The 15,199-nt window shown below is 73.1% G+C and carries 13 protein-coding genes; 11 read left to right on the forward strand and 2 right to left on the reverse strand.

What is annotated here, in order from left to right:
* Positions 1 to 13 precede the first annotated feature (13 nt).
* Both F9B16_RS14790 and F9B16_RS14795 read right to left on the reverse strand, forming a co-directional pair.
* A complete protein-coding gene (locus F9B16_RS14790) occupies positions 14 to 2,050 on the reverse strand; it encodes a flotillin family protein (RefSeq protein WP_151540634.1) in 2,037 nt (678 codons plus the stop codon).
* Positions 2,051 to 2,105: 55 nt separating this feature from the next.
* Complete coding sequence (locus tag F9B16_RS14795) at positions 2,106 to 2,945, reverse strand: hypothetical protein (RefSeq protein WP_151540635.1); 840 nt, start codon at positions 2,943 to 2,945, stop codon at positions 2,106 to 2,108.
* 532 nt (positions 2,946 to 3,477) lie between these two features.
* Between F9B16_RS14795 and F9B16_RS14800 the strand changes: the two genes are divergently transcribed.
* The 11 genes from F9B16_RS14800 (at position 3,478) to F9B16_RS14850 (ending at position 15,198) form a co-directional block, all read left to right on the forward strand.
* A complete protein-coding gene (locus F9B16_RS14800; RefSeq protein WP_151540636.1) occupies positions 3,478 to 4,509 on the forward strand; it encodes a sulfotransferase family protein in 1,032 nt (343 codons plus the stop codon).
* 411 nt (positions 4,510 to 4,920) lie between these two features.
* Positions 4,921 to 5,178: an acyl carrier protein gene (locus F9B16_RS14805; RefSeq protein ID WP_225991634.1), complete on the forward strand. Its 258-nt coding sequence runs from the start codon at positions 4,921 to 4,923 to the stop codon at positions 5,176 to 5,178.
* Complete coding sequence (locus tag F9B16_RS14810; protein ID WP_151540637.1) at positions 5,178 to 5,801, forward strand: SGNH/GDSL hydrolase family protein; 624 nt, start codon at positions 5,178 to 5,180, stop codon at positions 5,799 to 5,801. The genes F9B16_RS14805 and F9B16_RS14810 overlap by 1 nt, the downstream gene beginning before the upstream one ends.
* Before the next feature lie 131 nt (positions 5,802 to 5,932).
* Positions 5,933 to 6,340 carry a nuclear transport factor 2 family protein gene (locus F9B16_RS14815; RefSeq protein ID WP_151540638.1) on the forward strand — a complete coding sequence of 136 codons (408 nt, stop codon included), beginning with the start codon at positions 5,933 to 5,935 and terminating at the stop codon, positions 6,338 to 6,340.
* Positions 6,341 to 6,473: 133 nt separating this feature from the next.
* Positions 6,474 to 8,222, forward strand: coding sequence for an acyl-CoA dehydrogenase family protein (locus tag F9B16_RS14820; RefSeq protein ID WP_225991635.1), 1,749 nt, complete (start codon positions 6,474 to 6,476; stop codon positions 8,220 to 8,222).
* Positions 8,223 to 8,229: 7 nt separating this feature from the next.
* The gene (locus F9B16_RS14825; RefSeq protein ID WP_151540639.1) at positions 8,230 to 10,083 is read left to right on the forward strand and encodes a fatty acyl-AMP ligase; all 1,854 of its coding nucleotides are present in this window, start codon (positions 8,230 to 8,232) and stop codon (positions 10,081 to 10,083) included.
* A 59-nt stretch (positions 10,084 to 10,142) separates the two neighbouring features.
* Entirely contained in the window at positions 10,143 to 10,724 is a 582-nt protein-coding gene (locus F9B16_RS14830) for a PadR family transcriptional regulator (RefSeq protein WP_151540640.1), read from the forward strand.
* A gap of 204 nt (positions 10,725 to 10,928) precedes the next feature.
* On the forward strand, positions 10,929 to 11,441 hold the full coding sequence (locus tag F9B16_RS14835; protein ID WP_151540641.1) for an ATP-binding protein: 513 nt from the start codon (positions 10,929 to 10,931) through the stop codon (positions 11,439 to 11,441).
* Positions 11,442 to 11,593: 152 nt separating this feature from the next.
* Positions 11,594 to 11,941 (forward strand): hypothetical protein, encoded by a 348-nt coding sequence (locus tag F9B16_RS14840; protein WP_151540642.1) that lies wholly within the window; start codon positions 11,594 to 11,596, stop codon positions 11,939 to 11,941.
* Positions 11,942 to 12,136: 195 nt separating this feature from the next.
* Entirely contained in the window at positions 12,137 to 14,782 is a 2,646-nt protein-coding gene (locus F9B16_RS14845) for a sensor histidine kinase (RefSeq protein ID WP_151540643.1), read from the forward strand.
* A complete protein-coding gene (locus F9B16_RS14850) occupies positions 14,779 to 15,198 on the forward strand; it encodes a roadblock/LC7 domain-containing protein (protein WP_151540644.1) in 420 nt (139 codons plus the stop codon). Before F9B16_RS14845 ends, F9B16_RS14850 begins: the two co-directional genes overlap by 4 nt.
* Position 15,199 lies beyond the last annotated feature (1 nt).

Consider the following 15,199-nt stretch of genomic DNA (forward strand, 5'->3'; position numbering starts at 1 on the left):
TGCGGCCGGACGGTCAGCTCGCCGGGGTCAGCGGGGCGCCGTTCGACCCCGCGGGCGGCACCGCCGCGACCGGCGCGTCCGCCACGCCGAGGCGCTCGGCGGCGTCCAGCAGGTCGCTGAGCGCGGGGGCGTTCGGGCCGCCGGCCGAGGCGAGCCGCGTCAGCAGCGCCGCGATCGTCAGGCCCCCGACGCCCCCGCCGCCGGCCGACTCCAGGACCCGGGTCAGGTCGCCGCTGAACGACCCCGTCCCGTCCAGCCACGAACCGCCCAGCGCCCGCACGGTCTCGGAGCTCCCGACGAACCCGTCCACGCCCTTGCCGAGCGCGATCGACCCGACGAGCTTGTCGAAGAACACGCTGTCGCCGCCGACGATGTCGATGTCGGCCTTCTCCAGCCCCGCCGCGAGCACCGTCGCCTGCGCCTCCGCGACCTCCCGCTGCACCTGCATCCCCGCCAGCCGGATGTCCTTCTCCGCGGCCAGCCGCAGCCGGTACTCCTCGTGCTGGCGCGTCGCGTCGTCCAGCGCCGCCATCGCCGCCGCCTTGTCGGTGAGCCCCTCGGCCTCGGCCTTCAGCGCGCCCTTGATCCGGACCGCCTCGGCGAGCGCCTTCTGCTCGGCGACCGTCGCCTCCGCGCGGCCGACCTTCTCGATCGCCGCCGCGTCCCGCTCCCGGACCTCGACCTCCGCGAGGCCCTCCGCCGCGGCCTCCGCGCGGATCCCCTCGGCCAGCCGGATCTTGGCCTGCGCGTCCAGCTCGGACGCCTGCCGCCGCGCGTCGGCCATCGTCAGCTGCTCGCGGGCGCGGTGCTGCGCCGCGGCCTCCGCGGCCTCCGCCGCCTTGATGTCCTTGACGAGGCCCTCCTGCGCCTCCGCCTCGGCCTGGATGATCACCGCCTGGCGGGTCCGCTCGGCCTCCTCGACCACCCGCACCCGCTTGATCGACTCCTCCTGCTCGGCGACCGTCCGCTCGACCGCGATGCGCTCCCGGATCACGTTCGCGATCTCCCGCTTCTCCGCCTCGACCTCCTTGTTCGCGGCGATGCGGGTCAGCTCCGTCTCGCGCTCGCGGGCGATGACCTCCAGCATCCGGTCCTTCTCGATCCGCTCGTTCTCGACCGCGATGACCCGCTCCTTGTTCTTCGCGGCCACCGCCACCTCGCGGTCGCGGTTCTCCTGCTGCACGCCGAGCTGCTCGTCGGTGCGGATGTCCGCGGTCCGCGCGCGCAGCCGCTCCTCCGCCTGCACCCGCTCGGTCTCCGCCTTCTCCCGCGCCCGGACGGTCTCGATCTCGCGCTGCTGCCGCAGCTCCGCGTCCGCCTGGCGGCGCTCCAGCTCCAGGATCGCCTCGCGCGCCTCGACGTTCTGGCGGGTGATCTCCTTCTCCTCGTTGCGGGTGTACTCGTTGGTCCGGACGTGCTCGATCGCGGTCAGCTCGGTGATCTTCCGGATGCCCTGCGCGTCGAGGATGTTGGACTTGTCCAGCGACAGCAGCGGCGTCTGCTCCAGGTAGTCGATCGCCGCGTCCTCCAGGCTGTAGCCGTTCAGGTCGGTGCCGATGAGCTCGATGATGTGGTCGCGGAACTCGTGCCGGCGGGTGTAGAGGTCGGTGAAGTCCAGGTGCTTGCCGACGGTCTTGAGCGCCTCGGAGAACTTCGCCGCGAACAGCGCCTGCAGCGTGTCCTGGTGGCTGGCGCGGTCGGTGCCGATCGCCTGCGCCACCTTGATCACGTCCTCGACGGTCTTGTTCACCCGGACGAAGAACGTGATGCGGATGTCGGCGCGGATGTTGTCCCTGCAGATCAGCCCGTCCCGGCCGGTCCGCTCGATCTCGATCGTCTTCACCGAGATGTCCATCAGCTCGGCCTTGTGCAGGACCGGCAGGACCACCGCGCCGGTGAAGGTGACGTCGACCTTCTTCAGCTTGGAGATGATCAGCGCGCTGCCCTGGTCGACCTTGCGGAACAGCCGGGTCATCATCAGCGCGATGCCGAGCGCGATGAGCAGCGCGAGCGCGATCAGCACGCCCGCTCCGATCGTGATGGCGTCCATCGGGATCCCTGTCTACTGGGAGGATGTGGGATGCGGGGGTCGGAGAAGCCGGAGGTCAGGGGGCCTGCTCGTAGGGCATGACCCAGAAGAACTGGCCGTCCGGATCGAAGTCGAAGATCAGCGCGGTGCTGCCGGCGGTGAGGGCGGGCTCCGCGGCGCCGGCGGGGGCGCCCTCGGCGGCGACGTCCAGCGCGTGCCGGCGGACCTGCACGATGGCGGACGAGCCGTCGTCGGCGGTGACCTCGGCCTGGCCGAAGTCGGCGCCGACCCGTCCGGTGCGGATGACGCAGGTGCGGCCGACGAAGTCGCGCAGCGACGCCGCCGGCTCCTCGCGGAACACCCGGCGCAGCGGGACGATCGCGAGCCGCGTCCCGAGCCACGCCGCCGCGAGCGCCCCGGCCAGGACCGCGCCGGCGAGCGGCGGGGCCGGCGTGCCGCCGCCCGCCAGCACCGACCCGGCCAGGCTCGCGAACCAGGCCAGCGCGATCAGCAGCGACAGCGTGATGGTGGCGGGCACGCCGCCCAGCCCGATCGCGCCCAGCGGCCCGCCCGAGCCGTGGCCGTCCTCGTGGCCGCCGGACGGATCGTGCCCGCCGCCGTGCCCGTGCCCGCCGCCGTGCCCGTGCGCGGCGCCGTGCCCGTGGACGGCGCCGTGTCCGCCGCCGTGCCCGTGGAAGCCGCCGTGTCCGTGGAGAGCGCCGTCGCCGTGGAAACCGCCGTGGCCGTGGAAGTGGCCTCCCGCGCCGGCACCGGCCCCCGTATGGCCATCGGTGCCGGCGTGGAAGTGCCCCAGGCCGCCGAGCAGGACGAGCGCCCAGTACGCGGCGACCACCACCAGAGAGAAGCTGAAAAGCGCCGTGGGGAAGCCGAGCGCGGTGTCGACGAATTCACGCATGGCCGTGCACGCTCCCGCCTCGAGGCGTCATTCATCGTCCGGGCCGCCGAATGCGGTCACCGGTTCAGAAGGGAAATGCGCTGCCGTATCCGGCGCCCGGCCGAATACGGCCGGTCATGTGTCCGGATATGAGTCCGCCCAGGTCGCAGAGGTCAGGCCGGCCCGAAGCCGGAGGCTGCGCGGGGTGGGACGCGGAACACGGCGCCGCGGCGTGGGCGGGGCCATGAGAAAGGGCCGGGGAGTCATCTGAAATCCTCCTGGTCGGAGACAAATCCTGTCTCGCCGACCAGACTTCCCGGCACACCGGGGGTTACTTTACCCCGGTTCTCCCGGCGAGGGAAGCCTTTTGTCGGGACCTGAACGGAGATGTCGGTGTTTCTCGTGCTCCGGGGCCCTTTCTGGAAAACGGTGGGGCGGGAGGTGCATCTCCGGGCTAAAGGCCTATCGCTCACGGTGATGAGATGAGCACGTTCAGCGAACTCTGAGGTTCGTCTGAGGTCCGGTTCAGGCGGCGTCCGTACCTTCACGCGCCATGACCACGCAGTCCCACCGGCCCGTCTTCGTCCTCGGCTGCCCGCGCTCCGGCACGACGCTGCTGCAGCAGATGCTGCACTCGCACCGGCGCCTGGCGGTGCCGTCCGAGACGCGGTTCGTACACGTCGCGTACGCGCGGCGGCTCGGCTTCGGCGACCTGCGGGCGGAGGCGAACCGGCGGGCGCTCGGCGAGTGGATCACCGCGGGCGGCGGGACGAAGTTCGACGTCCTCGGCCTGGACGCCGGCGTGGTCGTCGACGACATCGTGCACGGCCCGCCGACGCTCGGGTCGGCGCTCGCCGCCGTGTTCCGCCGCTACGCGCGCGAGCACGGGAAGGCGCGGTGGGGCGACAAGCGGCCGAGCTACTTCCGCAAGGTGCCGATGCTGCTGCGGATGTTCCCGGACGCGCAGTTCGTCCACCTGGTCCGCGACGGGCGGGACGCGGTCAGCTCGCTCGTCCGGATGCCCTGGTACGAGGGTGACGTCCACTCCGCCGCGCTGACGTGGCGGGAGGCCGTCGACACCGGGAGCAGGCTCGCGCGGCGGCTCGGCCCCGGCCGCTACTTCGAGATGCGCTACGAGGACCTCGTCGCCGAGCCGGAGCGGTCGCTGGTGGCGCTGTGCGGGTTCCTGGAGGAGGAGTACGACGAGGCGATGGCCGAGCCGCACCACCACGCGCGCCGGACGGTCCCGGCCGAGCGCCGCTGGCATCTGCGGACGCACGAGGCCGTCAACGACCGCAGCGTCGGCGCGTGGGCGACGCGGATGCAGCCGTGGGAGGCGGACCTCGTCGAGCACGTCCTGGCGGACCGGCTGCGGCGGCACGGGTACGCGCCGGCGGGACGGGACCGCCCGGCGGCGGCGCACCTCGCGCGGTTCCGCCGGACGGCGGCGCACCGCTGGCGGACGCAGCGCGCGCGGGCGGTGCGGGACCGGATGGCCCGCCGGCACGAGCCGAACCCCGTCGGTTCGTTGCTGACGGGACCGGCGACCGGCGCGTCGATCGTTCCCGTCCGGCCCGATCACTGATCGAACGGTGGGTGCGGGCGCCGATTGGGCGGTTGTCCGAAATTCTCATGGAACGTGCCCGGCGCCACGCGCCGGGCGGCGCGGGGGCGGGTGCGCGGTCGTGGGGAACGGTGCAGGTCGCGTGCCGTGGGGCGGCGGGCGGGGGAGGAGCGGCCGGGTGGGGCGGCCGTGACGGCGGTCGCCTGACGGCGCCCGTCGTGGGCCCCTTACGGAACCGGTTACCGTCCGGTACACGGGCTCCGTTTTACCGGCTGGCTGACTTAATTTACGGAAAAGTGACATGCTCGTGTCCGATAGTTCACAGACAGATCTGTGACATGCCGAACATATGCATGTACCGTGCCATGTGCTCAGCTACGGATGGCCATCGGGGTTTGGTTCAGAAGATCCTCTGACAAAAAGGGGAGTGCGGTGAGCGGATCGCAAACAATTTCCCACGACGAGCTCCAGATGTGGCTTCTTGACCGCATCGCCTTCTACCTCGACAGGCCGACGGAAAACATCGATCCAGGGGTCGAACTCGCACGTTACGGCGTCGATTCGGTGTACGCGATCAGCATCATCAGCGACATCGAGGACCACCTGCAGGTGGAGGTGGACGTGGCCGAGGCGCGGCGCCGTGAGACGGTCGCCGACCTCACCGCCTACCTTCTCGACCTCGTCGCGTGATGGCCGGCCCGCCGGCCGCGGGCGCCGCCCTGGTGGTGCTCGGCGATAGCGTGGCCGAGGGCCGCGACGATCCCGCCCCGGCGGGCGGCTGGCTCGGCTGGGCCGGCCGGCTCGCCCGGCGCCTCGGCGTGCCGCCCGGCGACGTGCTGAACGTCTCCGACGCGGGCGCCACGATCGAGGACGTGGTGCGCGACCAGCTCCCCGCCGTGCGGGCCGCGCGGCCCCGCCTGGCGGTGCTCGGCTGCGGCATGAACGACGCGCTGAACGGGTTCGAGCCGGCCGCGGCGGGCGCCCGGCTGGACGAGGTGCACCGCTGGGCGCGGGACGCCGGAGCCGGCCTGCTGGCGATTCCGGTGCCCCGCCCGCCGCTGCTCGAACGGTCTCCCATCTCGCAGTTCCGCAAGAAACGCGTGCTGCAGCGCATCGCCCTCTTCAATGCCGAGCTGGAACGCGCCGCGGGCGACTTCGGAATGGCGTTCCCGGCTCGTGAAACGGTGACGAAAATCGCCGACCCCGCGATGTGGAGTGCCGACGGAATCCACCTGAGCCCGGCCGGGCACGATTATGTCGCGGAGGTGATCGCGCACCTCGCCGCCGAGCTGCTCGGCGAGCGGGCGACCTGAGAACGGACAGCCTCGGGGGGCAGTCGAAGAGTCGGGATGACGATGAAGAGACCATTATCGCCCGCCCATGTCCCGCGATCACGGGCGCCGATACCGCGGGCGGGCGCCGCCCCGGCGAAGGGAGCGGCGACGTGACGGTCCCCGGAACGTTCCGAGCGGCGGTGGAGGCCAAGGACCTCGCCGCCATCACCCGGACGCTGGACCCGGGCATCGAGTTCCACAGCCCGGTGATGGTGAAGCCGTACCACGGCCGCGACGCGGTCACCGCGCTGCTGCGCGTCCTGCTGGAGGTGTTCGAGGACTTCCGCTACACCGACGAGCTCGCCGGGACGGACGCGGCGGGCGGGTCCCTGCAGCCGCCCCCGCAGGCGCTGGTGTTCAGCGCGCGGGTCATGGGCAAGTCGCTGCAGGGCCTCGACCTGCTCAGGTTCGGCGAGACCGGGCTGGTGACCGGGCTGACGGTGATGGTCCGGCCGCTGCCCGCGGCGATGACGCTCGCCCGCGTGGTCGGCCGCCGCATGGAGGACCAGGGGACGTGACGGGGCGTCCCCTTCGTGACGGGGCCGCGCGGGCCGGGGGCGTGGGGGCCGCCTCCGGGCGCCGGCCCGGCGGCGCCGCGTGCCGGTGAGGGCGCGCGGGCACCGCGACAAGTTCGGCTACAGGGAGTGGAAGATGGACAGCGGAATGGTCCCCGCACGCACCGGCCTGTCGCCGGCGCATCGCATCGCAGCCGATCTGGACGGTTTCCTCGGCGACCCCATGGACGACGAGGCCGGGCCGTTCTCCTACAAGGCGATCGTCGAGGCCGAGGAGCGCGACGAGCTGCCGCCCGGGGCGGTGGACGCCGTCCGGGCCTGGGGTTTCCCGAAGTACCTGGTGCCGTCCGGGCTGGGCGGGCGCCTGACGACGCTGGAGGAGCTGTTCTTCGTCACCCGCGGCATCTCGCGGCGCAGCGTCACGGTCGCGGTGATGTACGGGTCGGGCCTGCTGGCGGTGAACCCGGTGTGGCTGTGGGGCGACGAGCGGCAGCGCAGGACGGTCGCGGACGGCGTGCTGAACGGCGACCTCGCCTGCTTCGGGGTGTCGGAGGCCGACCACGGCAGCGACGTGATGGCGAGCGAGTCCGAGGCGGTGAGCAAGGGCGACGAGCTGGTGCTGACCGGGACGAAGTGGCCGGTCGGCAACGCGACGCGCGGCCGGTTCGTCACGACCTACGCCAGGACCGGCGCGCGGGACTTCTCGCTGCTGCTGGTCGACAAGACGACCCTGGACCCGGACAGCTGGTCGACGCTGCCGCCCGTCCGGACGGTCGGGCTGCGCGGCCACGACCTGAGCGGCGTCGCGTTCGACGGGGCGCGGCTGCCGGCGGACTGCGTGATCGGGCGGCGCGGGGCCGGGCTCGTCCAGACGCTGAAGACGCTGCAGATCACCCGGACGGCGATCGCGGCGCTGTCGGTCGGGACGATGGACGCGGTGGTGCGGATCGCGATGGAGTACGCGCACCAGCGCACCCTGTACGGGGCGGACATCTACCAGATCCCGGTGATCCGCGACCATCTGCTGAAGGCGCACCTGGACCTGCTGATCGCCGAGTGCGTCGCGATCCCGGTGGCGCGGAGCCTGACGGTCGCGCCGGGCCGGCTGAGCCTGTGGTCGTCGATCGTGAAGTACTTCGTCCCGGTGCAGGGCGACGAGGTCGTCGCGAGCATGGGAACGGTCCTTGCGGCGCGCGGCTACCTGCGCGAGGGCGTCGCGCACGGGGTGTTCCAGAAGCTGCAGCGCGACCACGCGATCGCGAGCATCTTCGAGGGCACCACGCACGTCAACCTGGCGAACGTCGCCGCGCAGCTGCCGTTCCTGTGCCGTCCGCCGGACGAGACGGGCGGCGAGGACGCGCTGCTCGCCGAGCTGTTCTCGTGGACGCGGACGCCACCGACCTGGGAGCCGGACGGCCGGCGCCTCCAGCTCACCAACGAGGGCCGCGACGAGGTCGGGCAGCGGTTCGAGCAGATCTCCGAGGAGCTGCTCTCGGCGGCGAACGCGCACGCCGCGCCGGGCGTCGCCGCCGAGCTGAAGGACCTGGTGTCGAGCATCGGTGCGCTGCGCGCGAAGGTCGACGAGGGCATCCGCGAGAGCGAGGGCGACACCTCGTCGGTGGCGGCGCTGATGCGGGCGCGGCGGTACTGCGAGCTGCACGCGATGGTGTCGTGCATGCTGACGTGGCTGCACAACCACCGCGAGTTCGGCGGGTCGTTCGCGGGCGGGCAGTGGCTCGTGCTGTGCCTGCAGCGGCTGCTGCAGCGCACCTACCCGGACACCGTCCTGTCGGAGGAGTTCCTGCCGGCGTTCGAGGACGCGATGTTCCGCACGTCCGGCGAGGGCCGCTGGTTCACGCTGACGTCGCTGGCCGAGGACGTGTGACGGCGCCATGGGCATGGACAGGCACACCGATTTCGTGTCGGCCGTCCGGGAGACCGTGCGGGCGCACGGGGACGCGCGGGGCTTCACCTTCGTCAAGGAGGAGCCCGGCCCCGGCCGCGCCTACCGGGAGGACGTGCTCGGCCTCGCCGAGCTGGACCGGCGGGCCGTGGCGGTGGCCCGCCGGCTGGAGGAGCGCGGCCTGCGGGACCGGGCCGTCCTGCTGCTGTATCCGGAGGGCCTGGAGTTCATGGCGGCGTTCGTCGGCTGCCTGTACGCGCGGGTCGTGGCCGTCCCGGCGCCGCTTCCGGTGCTGGACGCGGGGCGCTTCGACCGCACCCGCCGGATCATCGCGGACGCCGACATCACCTGGATCCTCACCGACGGCGCGCATCTCGACGCGATCGAGGGGTGGCTGAAGGAGGCGGGGCTCGCCGGGAAGGTGCAGTGCCTCGACACCGAGGCCGCCGGGACCGAGGACCCGCTCGTGGACGCGGGCGGGTGGACGATGCCGGAGTTCGGCCCCGACACGCTCGCGTTCCTGCAGTACACGTCCGGTTCGACGAGCGAGCCGAAGGGCGTGATGGTCACCCACCGGAACCTGCTGTACAACGCCGAGGAGATCAGGCGGCGCATCGAGGGGACGCCGGAGTCGATCGGCGTCGGCTGGGTGCCGCACTTCCACGACATGGGCCTCGTCGGCCAGTTCCTGGAACCGCTGTACCTCGGCATGCGGTACGTGCTGACCTCGCCGATCACCTTCATCAAGCGGCCGGTGCTGTGGCTGGAGCTCATCACCCGGCACCGCGCGACGATCACCGTCGCGCCCAACTTCGGGTACGAGCTGGCGCTGCGCCGCGTCACCGACCGGCAGATCGAGACGCTGGACCTGTCGTCCCTGCAGACGGTGAAGAACGGCGCCGAGCCGGTCCGCGCGGCGACGCTGGAGCGGTGGAGCGAACGGTTCGCGCCCGCCGGGTTCGAGCCGCGGATGTGGATGCCGTGCTACGGCATGGCGGAGGCGACGCTGCTCATCAGCGCCGCGCCGTGGGGCACGGGCCCGGTGATCCGCGACTTCGACGCCGCCGCCCTGTCCCGCGGCCATGCCGTGCCGGCGGAGGAGAGCGAGGACCGCGAGGGCCCGGGCGAGGACGCGCTGGACGGGACGGTGCGGGACGGGACGGTGCGGCGGCTGGTGAGCAGCGGCCGCCCGGTCACCCTGGACGTCCGCGTCGTCGATCCGGAGACGCTGGAGCCGCTGCCGGACGGGCGGGCGGGCGAGCTCTGGGTGCGCGGCGGCAGCGTCGCCGCGGGCTACTGGCGCAGCCCCGCCGAGACGCGCGCGACGTTCCAGGCGTACACGGCCGGCGGCGACGGCCCGTTCCTGCGCACCGGCGACCTCGGGTTCGTGGACGGCGGCGAGGTGTTCGTCACCGGCCGCAGCAAGGACCTGATCATCGTCAACGGCCGCAACGTCCACGCCCACGACATCGAGGAGACGGCGCAGGCGGCGCACCCCGCCGCGCTGATAGGCGCCGCGTTCGTGCTCGACGGCGTGACGACCGAGGACGGCCGGGAGCAGGTCGTGCTCGTCCAGGAGATCAGCACGCGGGCCGCGGGCGGGACGCCGCCGGACGAGCTGGCTGGGGTCATCAAGGCCGCCGTGGCGCGCGCGCACGAGCTGCCCGCGCTCAGCGTGGTGCTGACCGGGCGCGGCACGGTCCGCCGCACGACGAGCGGCAAGCTGCGGCGCGGCCCGACCCGGCAGGCGCTGCTGGACGGCGAGGTCACGGCGCTCGGAGCGGACCTCGAACCGGGCGTCGCGAAATTCGTCCATACTCACCCTAGTCAAAAGCATGACTAATCATGTCGTTGTCTGATAACGTCGGGCATCACCCTGAGTCAAGCAGGGAGAGAAGTCCGATGGCGTTGCGTCACGCGGTCCTGGCGGCGTTGCTCGACGGCGAGTACAGCGGCTACCAGCTGGCCAAGATCTTTGATTTGTCGGTCTCCAACTTCTGGCACGCCGTTCCGCAGCAGCTCTACTCCGAGCTGTCGAGGTTGGAGACCGAAGGCCTGATCAGCGGACGGCAGGTCATCCAGCACGACCGCCCCAACAAGCGCGTCTACACCGTCACCCGGGCCGGCGTGGACGAGCTGGAGCGCTTCGCCAGCACCCCCGCGAAACCCGGGACCATCCGCGAGAACATCCTGGTCATGGTGCAGGCCGTCGACCACATCTCCGCGGACGCGGTGATCGCGCAGCTCGAGGAGCGCGCCCGCATGTCCGCCGCGAAGGTCGAGCTGTTCGAGCGCATGCTCGCGCGCCTGCGCGGCGACCTGGACGAGCACACCTTCCTGCGCAGCGCCACGCCGATCGGCCCCTACCTGACGTGCCTGCGGGGCCGCCGGTTCGAGCAGGAGCACCACGAGTGGTTCACCAGCACCGCCCGGCTGCTGCGCGCCCGGGCGGGCGCCCACGCCGAAGGGGGCGAGGCGTCGTGACCGGCGCCGGCCGCACGGCCGCGGCCCCTTCGCACACCGTGCCGCCGTACGCGCCCGAACCGGCGAAGCCGGCCAGGCCGCGCGGGGTCCCCATCCGGGCGCCCCGGACGGCGATACGGGCATTCACCCCCAGCGACCTCCCCGGCCAGGAGTCAAGGCCGGGCCGGGACGGGCCGCCACGCCTTAGTCAAGGAGGCGTTCCACATGTCGGGCGAACACCGCACCATCGAGTTGCCTAGCACCCTGGCCACCCCCCACCACACCGTCCCCGCCCACCCGCACGGCCTCACCACCATGGAGGGGCCGGACCCCGTCCTGCTCGGCGAGCTGACACTGCCCGCGGAGCGCGCGTCGGTCCCGCGGGCCCGCGCGTTCGGCCGCGCCGTGCTCGGCTCCGCCGGCGCCGCGCACGCCCGCGACGACGCCGAGGTCCTGATCTCCGAACTGGTCACGGGCGCCGTCCGGCACGCCGCCGGCACCGGCACGCTGCTGTGCCTGCGGCTGCTGCGGGGCGGGTCCCGGCTGCGGATCGAGGTGCACGACCGCGGCGCCGCGCTGCCGCACGCCAGGCCCGTCGACCTCATGGAGGAGACCGGCCGCGGCTGGTTCCTCGTCGCGGCCCTCGCCGACCGGCACGGCACCGACCTCACCGCCGCCGGCAAGACGGTCTGGTGCGAGATCGGCGCCCGGCCGCACGACGAGCGGCACCCGCACTGACCCGGGCACCGTCCCGGCCCGCGCACCCGCGCGGGCTCGGGCGCGATGCACCCTGCGCGGCGCCGCGCCGCCCCGTACCGCCGTTCGGCTGAACGGCGGGACCCACGCGCGCGCGCCGGCGGACGCCCTTACCGGCGGCGATGGGGATTGCCATGTCCGTGGAGTACTACCGGGCGGATGGGATACGCGCCACGGCGGACGAGGCGCAGCGGCTGCTGCTCGACGCCCGGTCGAGGCTGCTCGCCCAGGACGTCATCCGCGTCGGCGGAGTCGTGGTGGTCGTCTCCACCTGGTTCACCGTGATCGACCTCGGGTTCGCGGCGAACGGGAGACCCCTGCTCTGGCAGACGATCGTGTCCGACCTGTCGATGCACGCCGACGTCGGGCGCTACAGCACGCGGGAGAAGGCGGCGCGCGGCCATGCCGAGGCGGTGGCGATGATCACCGGCCGGCTGCGCGGCCTGGTCGCCCGCGCCGCACTGGACGAGGCGCGCCCGTGACCGCCCCGTCCCGCCCCCGGCGGAGTGCGGCCCGCACGGGCCGCCCGCCCCGCACCCGGCGGAGCGCGGCCCCGAGGGCCCGCCCGCCCCGAGCTTGGCGGAGCGCGGCTTCGAGCCCGCGCCCGCCCCGACCCGAGTTCGACGAACCCAGCGGCGGGCCGACAGCAGGCCCGACCCCGACGAGTGGGTGATCCGATGGACACCGAAGGCCGGCCGACGGCCCCGCACGCGGCCCCGGCCCGGGAGGAACCCGGCGACGGCGACTTCGCCGCCGAGAGCGCGCGACGCACGAGACGCACCGGCGAGCAGAGCACCGGCCCCAGGAAGCGGCGGCCGATCCGCATGCGCATCACCGCGCTGCTGCTCGTCCCGCTGGTGTCCCTGATAGCCCTGTGGGCGTTCGCCGCGAACATCACGCTGGGCGACGCGTTCGACAAGTACGACTTCTCCACCACCTACGAGAAGATCGGGCTGCCCGGCATCACGCTGGTGAGCCAGCTCCAGGCGGAACGTTCCCTGAGCGTCGCCGCGCTGGTCACGCGGCAGCCCCAGTACAAGCAGAAGCTCGGGCAGCAGCGCGCCCGCGTCGACGGCCTCGAGGCCGCCTTCAAGCGGTCGGCGCTGTCCAAGGACGCGCAGGACGCCGCGAAGACCGAGACCAAGCAGCGGCTCACCGTCGCCGTCCGCGACCTGGCGAAGCTGCCGCAGCTGCGCGCCAGGGTCGACGCCGGGCGCTTCGAGACGCTCGACCTCATCAACTCCTACAGCACCGTCCTCGACGACCTCGTCGCCGTGTTCAACGGCTTCGTCGCGGTCGACGACGTCAACATCCTCACCCAGGGCCGCGCCCTGATCAGCCTCGGCAACGCCCGCGCCGCCATGCTGAAGGAGGACTCGCTGGTCATCTCCGCGATGGGCCGCGGGGGCCGCTTCACCCCGGCCGAGCACATCGCGTTCGTCCAGTTCGCGGCGCAGGGACGGCAGGCGTTCGACGCCGGGCTCGCCGACCTGAACGCGAGCATCCGGGCGCCGCTCCAGCAGCTCGCCCAGTCCGCCGGTTTCCAGCGGTACCGCGCGGCCGAGTCGGCGATCGTCAACGCGCGCGGCGACCGGCTGCCCGCCGAGGCGGGCGACTGGACGGCCACCACGCAGCTGCTCGGGCAGGCGTGGGACCAGCGCGTCACCCAGGCGAGCCTGGCGCTCGACGACATGGCGAAACCGATCGGCCACCGCATCATCGTGCGGCTGGTCATCGCGGGCGGGTTCGGGCTGCTCGCCGTGATCGCGTCGATCGTCCTGTCGCTGCTGGCCGCGCGCAGCCTCTCCCGCGAGCTGCGCGGGCTGCAGCGCGCCGCCCTCGACCTCGCCTCGAACCGGCTGCCCCGGGTCGTGGCGCGGCTGCGGCGCGGCGAGGAGGTCGACGTGGAGGCGGAGGCGCCGCCGCTGGTCATCGGCAAGAGCCGGGAGGTGTCCCGGGTCGGGGACGCCTTCACCCGCGTCCAGCACACCGCGATCGAGACCGCCGTCCGCGAGTCCTACCTGCGGCAGGGCATCAGCCGGGTGTTCCTGAACGTCGCGTTCCGCAGCCAGTCGCTGCTGCACCGGCAGCTGCGGATGCTGGACGAGATGGAGCGCGGCGCGTCCGACCCGAAGGCGCTGGAGGACCTGTTCCGGCTCGACCACCTCACCACCCGCATGCGCCGGCACGCCGAAGGCCTGGTCATCCTGTCCGGGACGGCGCCCGGCCGGGGCTGGAGCAGGCCCGTGCACGTCGAGGACGTGCTCCGGTCGGCGATCTCGGAGGTCGAGGACTACACCCGCGTCGAGGTCGTGGTCGTGTCCGGCCGGGCCGCGGTGATCGGCGAGGCCGTCGCCGACATCGTCCACCTGCTCGCCGAGCTGATCGAGAACGCCACGGTGTTCTCCCCGGCGCCGACGGAGGTGCTGGTGCGCGGCGAGATGGGCGCCAACGGGTTCGCGGTCGACATCATCGACCGCGGCATCGGCCTCGACCAGTCCGAGCTCGACGCGCTGAACCTGCGGCTGTCGCAGCCGCCGGAGTTCGACCTCGCCGTCACCGACCGGCTCGGGCTGTTCGTCGTCGGGCGCCTTGCCCACCGGCACGGCATCAGGGTCGCGCTGCAGCCGTCGCTGTACGGGGGCGTCAGCGCCGTCGTGCTGATCCCGCGCCGGCTGATCGTCGAGGCCGAAGGGCCGGACGACGAGGACGACGCGCCGCTCGCGCGCCCGGCGGCCGCGCCCGCGCCCGGAAACGGCGCGGCGAACGGCGCCGCGAACGGCTCGTCGCGGCCCTGGCCGTCCGGCGTGGCCGGGTCGGCGCCGTCGAACGGGACCGCGATGCTGAACGCGCCGACCCCGTTCGACGTCGAGGCGCCGGCGGTGGTGGAGTTCCCGGAGCCGCACGGCGGCGCCCCGGAGGAGACCCAGCCGTTCCACGAGGCGTGGCGGCTGGAGACACCGCACCTGGACGCGGGCCCCGCCGAGACGCAGGCGTTCGAGCCGCGCGCGTTCGGATCCGGGGCGTTCGAGACGCAGGCGTTCGACGCGCGGTCGTTCGAGGCGCCCGCCTCGTTCGGCGAGGTCCAGGCGGGCGGCGGGCGCGTGCCGCTGCCGCGGCGGGTCCGCGGCGGCAACCTGGCGCCGCAGCTGCGCGACGACCCGCGCGCGACCCCGCGCACGGCACCGGCCCCCGACGACGCGCTCGTCGCGTGGGAGGAGCGGTCGGCGGAGGCGTCCCGCGACCTGTTCGCCGCACTCCAGGCGGGCTGGCTGCGCGGGCGCGACGAGGACGAGGCACCGGACGGCAGGGAGCGGGCATGAGCGGGCAGGGAACGACCAACGAGCTGAACTGGCTGCTCGACGACCTCGTCGACCGGGTCCCGCAGATCCGCAAGGTCGTCGTGCTGTCGCGGGACGGCCTGGTGATGGGGATGTCCCGGGGCGTCGGGCGGGAGGACGCGGAGTACCTCGCGGCGCTCGCCGCCGGGTTCCACAGCCTGGCCGTCGGCGCCCGTCCGCAGATGGACTCCGGCGACGTCCGGCAGACGATGGTCGAGATGGAGCGGGGGCTGTTCTTCGTCGTCCCCGCCGGCGCGAACAGCTGCCTGGCGCTGCTCAGCGAGGTCGGCGCGAACGCGGGGCTGGTCGCCTACGAGATGACGATGCTGGTCAAACGGGTCGGCAAGCAGCTGTCCACCGGCCTGAGACAGCCGGGCCCGGGGCCCGGATCCGGGTGAG

It is taken from the genome of Actinomadura montaniterrae, assembly GCF_008923365.1.
GTDB classification, from domain to species: domain Bacteria; phylum Actinomycetota; class Actinomycetes; order Streptosporangiales; family Streptosporangiaceae; genus Spirillospora; species Spirillospora montaniterrae.

What these genes read in the sequence shown, in the direction of transcription:
- F9B16_RS14825 (WP_151540639.1), top strand. Translation starts at nt 8,230, where the DNA reads ATGGGCATGGACAGGCACACCGATTTCGTGTCGGCCGTCCGGGAGACC.
- F9B16_RS14820 (WP_225991635.1), top strand. Translation starts at nt 6,474, where the DNA reads ATGGACAGCGGAATGGTCCCCGCACGCACCGGCCTGTCGCCGGCGCAT.
- F9B16_RS14790 (WP_151540634.1), bottom strand. Translation starts at nt 2,050, where the DNA reads ATGGACGCCATCACGATCGGAGCGGGCGTGCTGATCGCGCTCGCGCTG.
- F9B16_RS14810 (WP_151540637.1), top strand. Translation starts at nt 5,178, where the DNA reads ATGGCCGGCCCGCCGGCCGCGGGCGCCGCCCTGGTGGTGCTCGGCGAT.
- F9B16_RS14845 (WP_151540643.1), top strand. Translation starts at nt 12,137, where the DNA reads ATGGACACCGAAGGCCGGCCGACGGCCCCGCACGCGGCCCCGGCCCGG.
- F9B16_RS14800 (WP_151540636.1), top strand. Translation starts at nt 3,478, where the DNA reads ATGACCACGCAGTCCCACCGGCCCGTCTTCGTCCTCGGCTGCCCGCGC.
- F9B16_RS14850 (WP_151540644.1), top strand. Translation starts at nt 14,779, where the DNA reads ATGAGCGGGCAGGGAACGACCAACGAGCTGAACTGGCTGCTCGACGAC.
- F9B16_RS14795 (WP_151540635.1), bottom strand. Translation starts at nt 2,945, where the DNA reads ATGCGTGAATTCGTCGACACCGCGCTCGGCTTCCCCACGGCGCTTTTC.
- F9B16_RS14830 (WP_151540640.1), top strand. Translation starts at nt 10,143, where the DNA reads ATGGCGTTGCGTCACGCGGTCCTGGCGGCGTTGCTCGACGGCGAGTAC.
- F9B16_RS14835 (WP_151540641.1), top strand. Translation starts at nt 10,929, where the DNA reads ATGTCGGGCGAACACCGCACCATCGAGTTGCCTAGCACCCTGGCCACC.
- F9B16_RS14840 (WP_151540642.1), top strand. Translation starts at nt 11,594, where the DNA reads ATGTCCGTGGAGTACTACCGGGCGGATGGGATACGCGCCACGGCGGAC.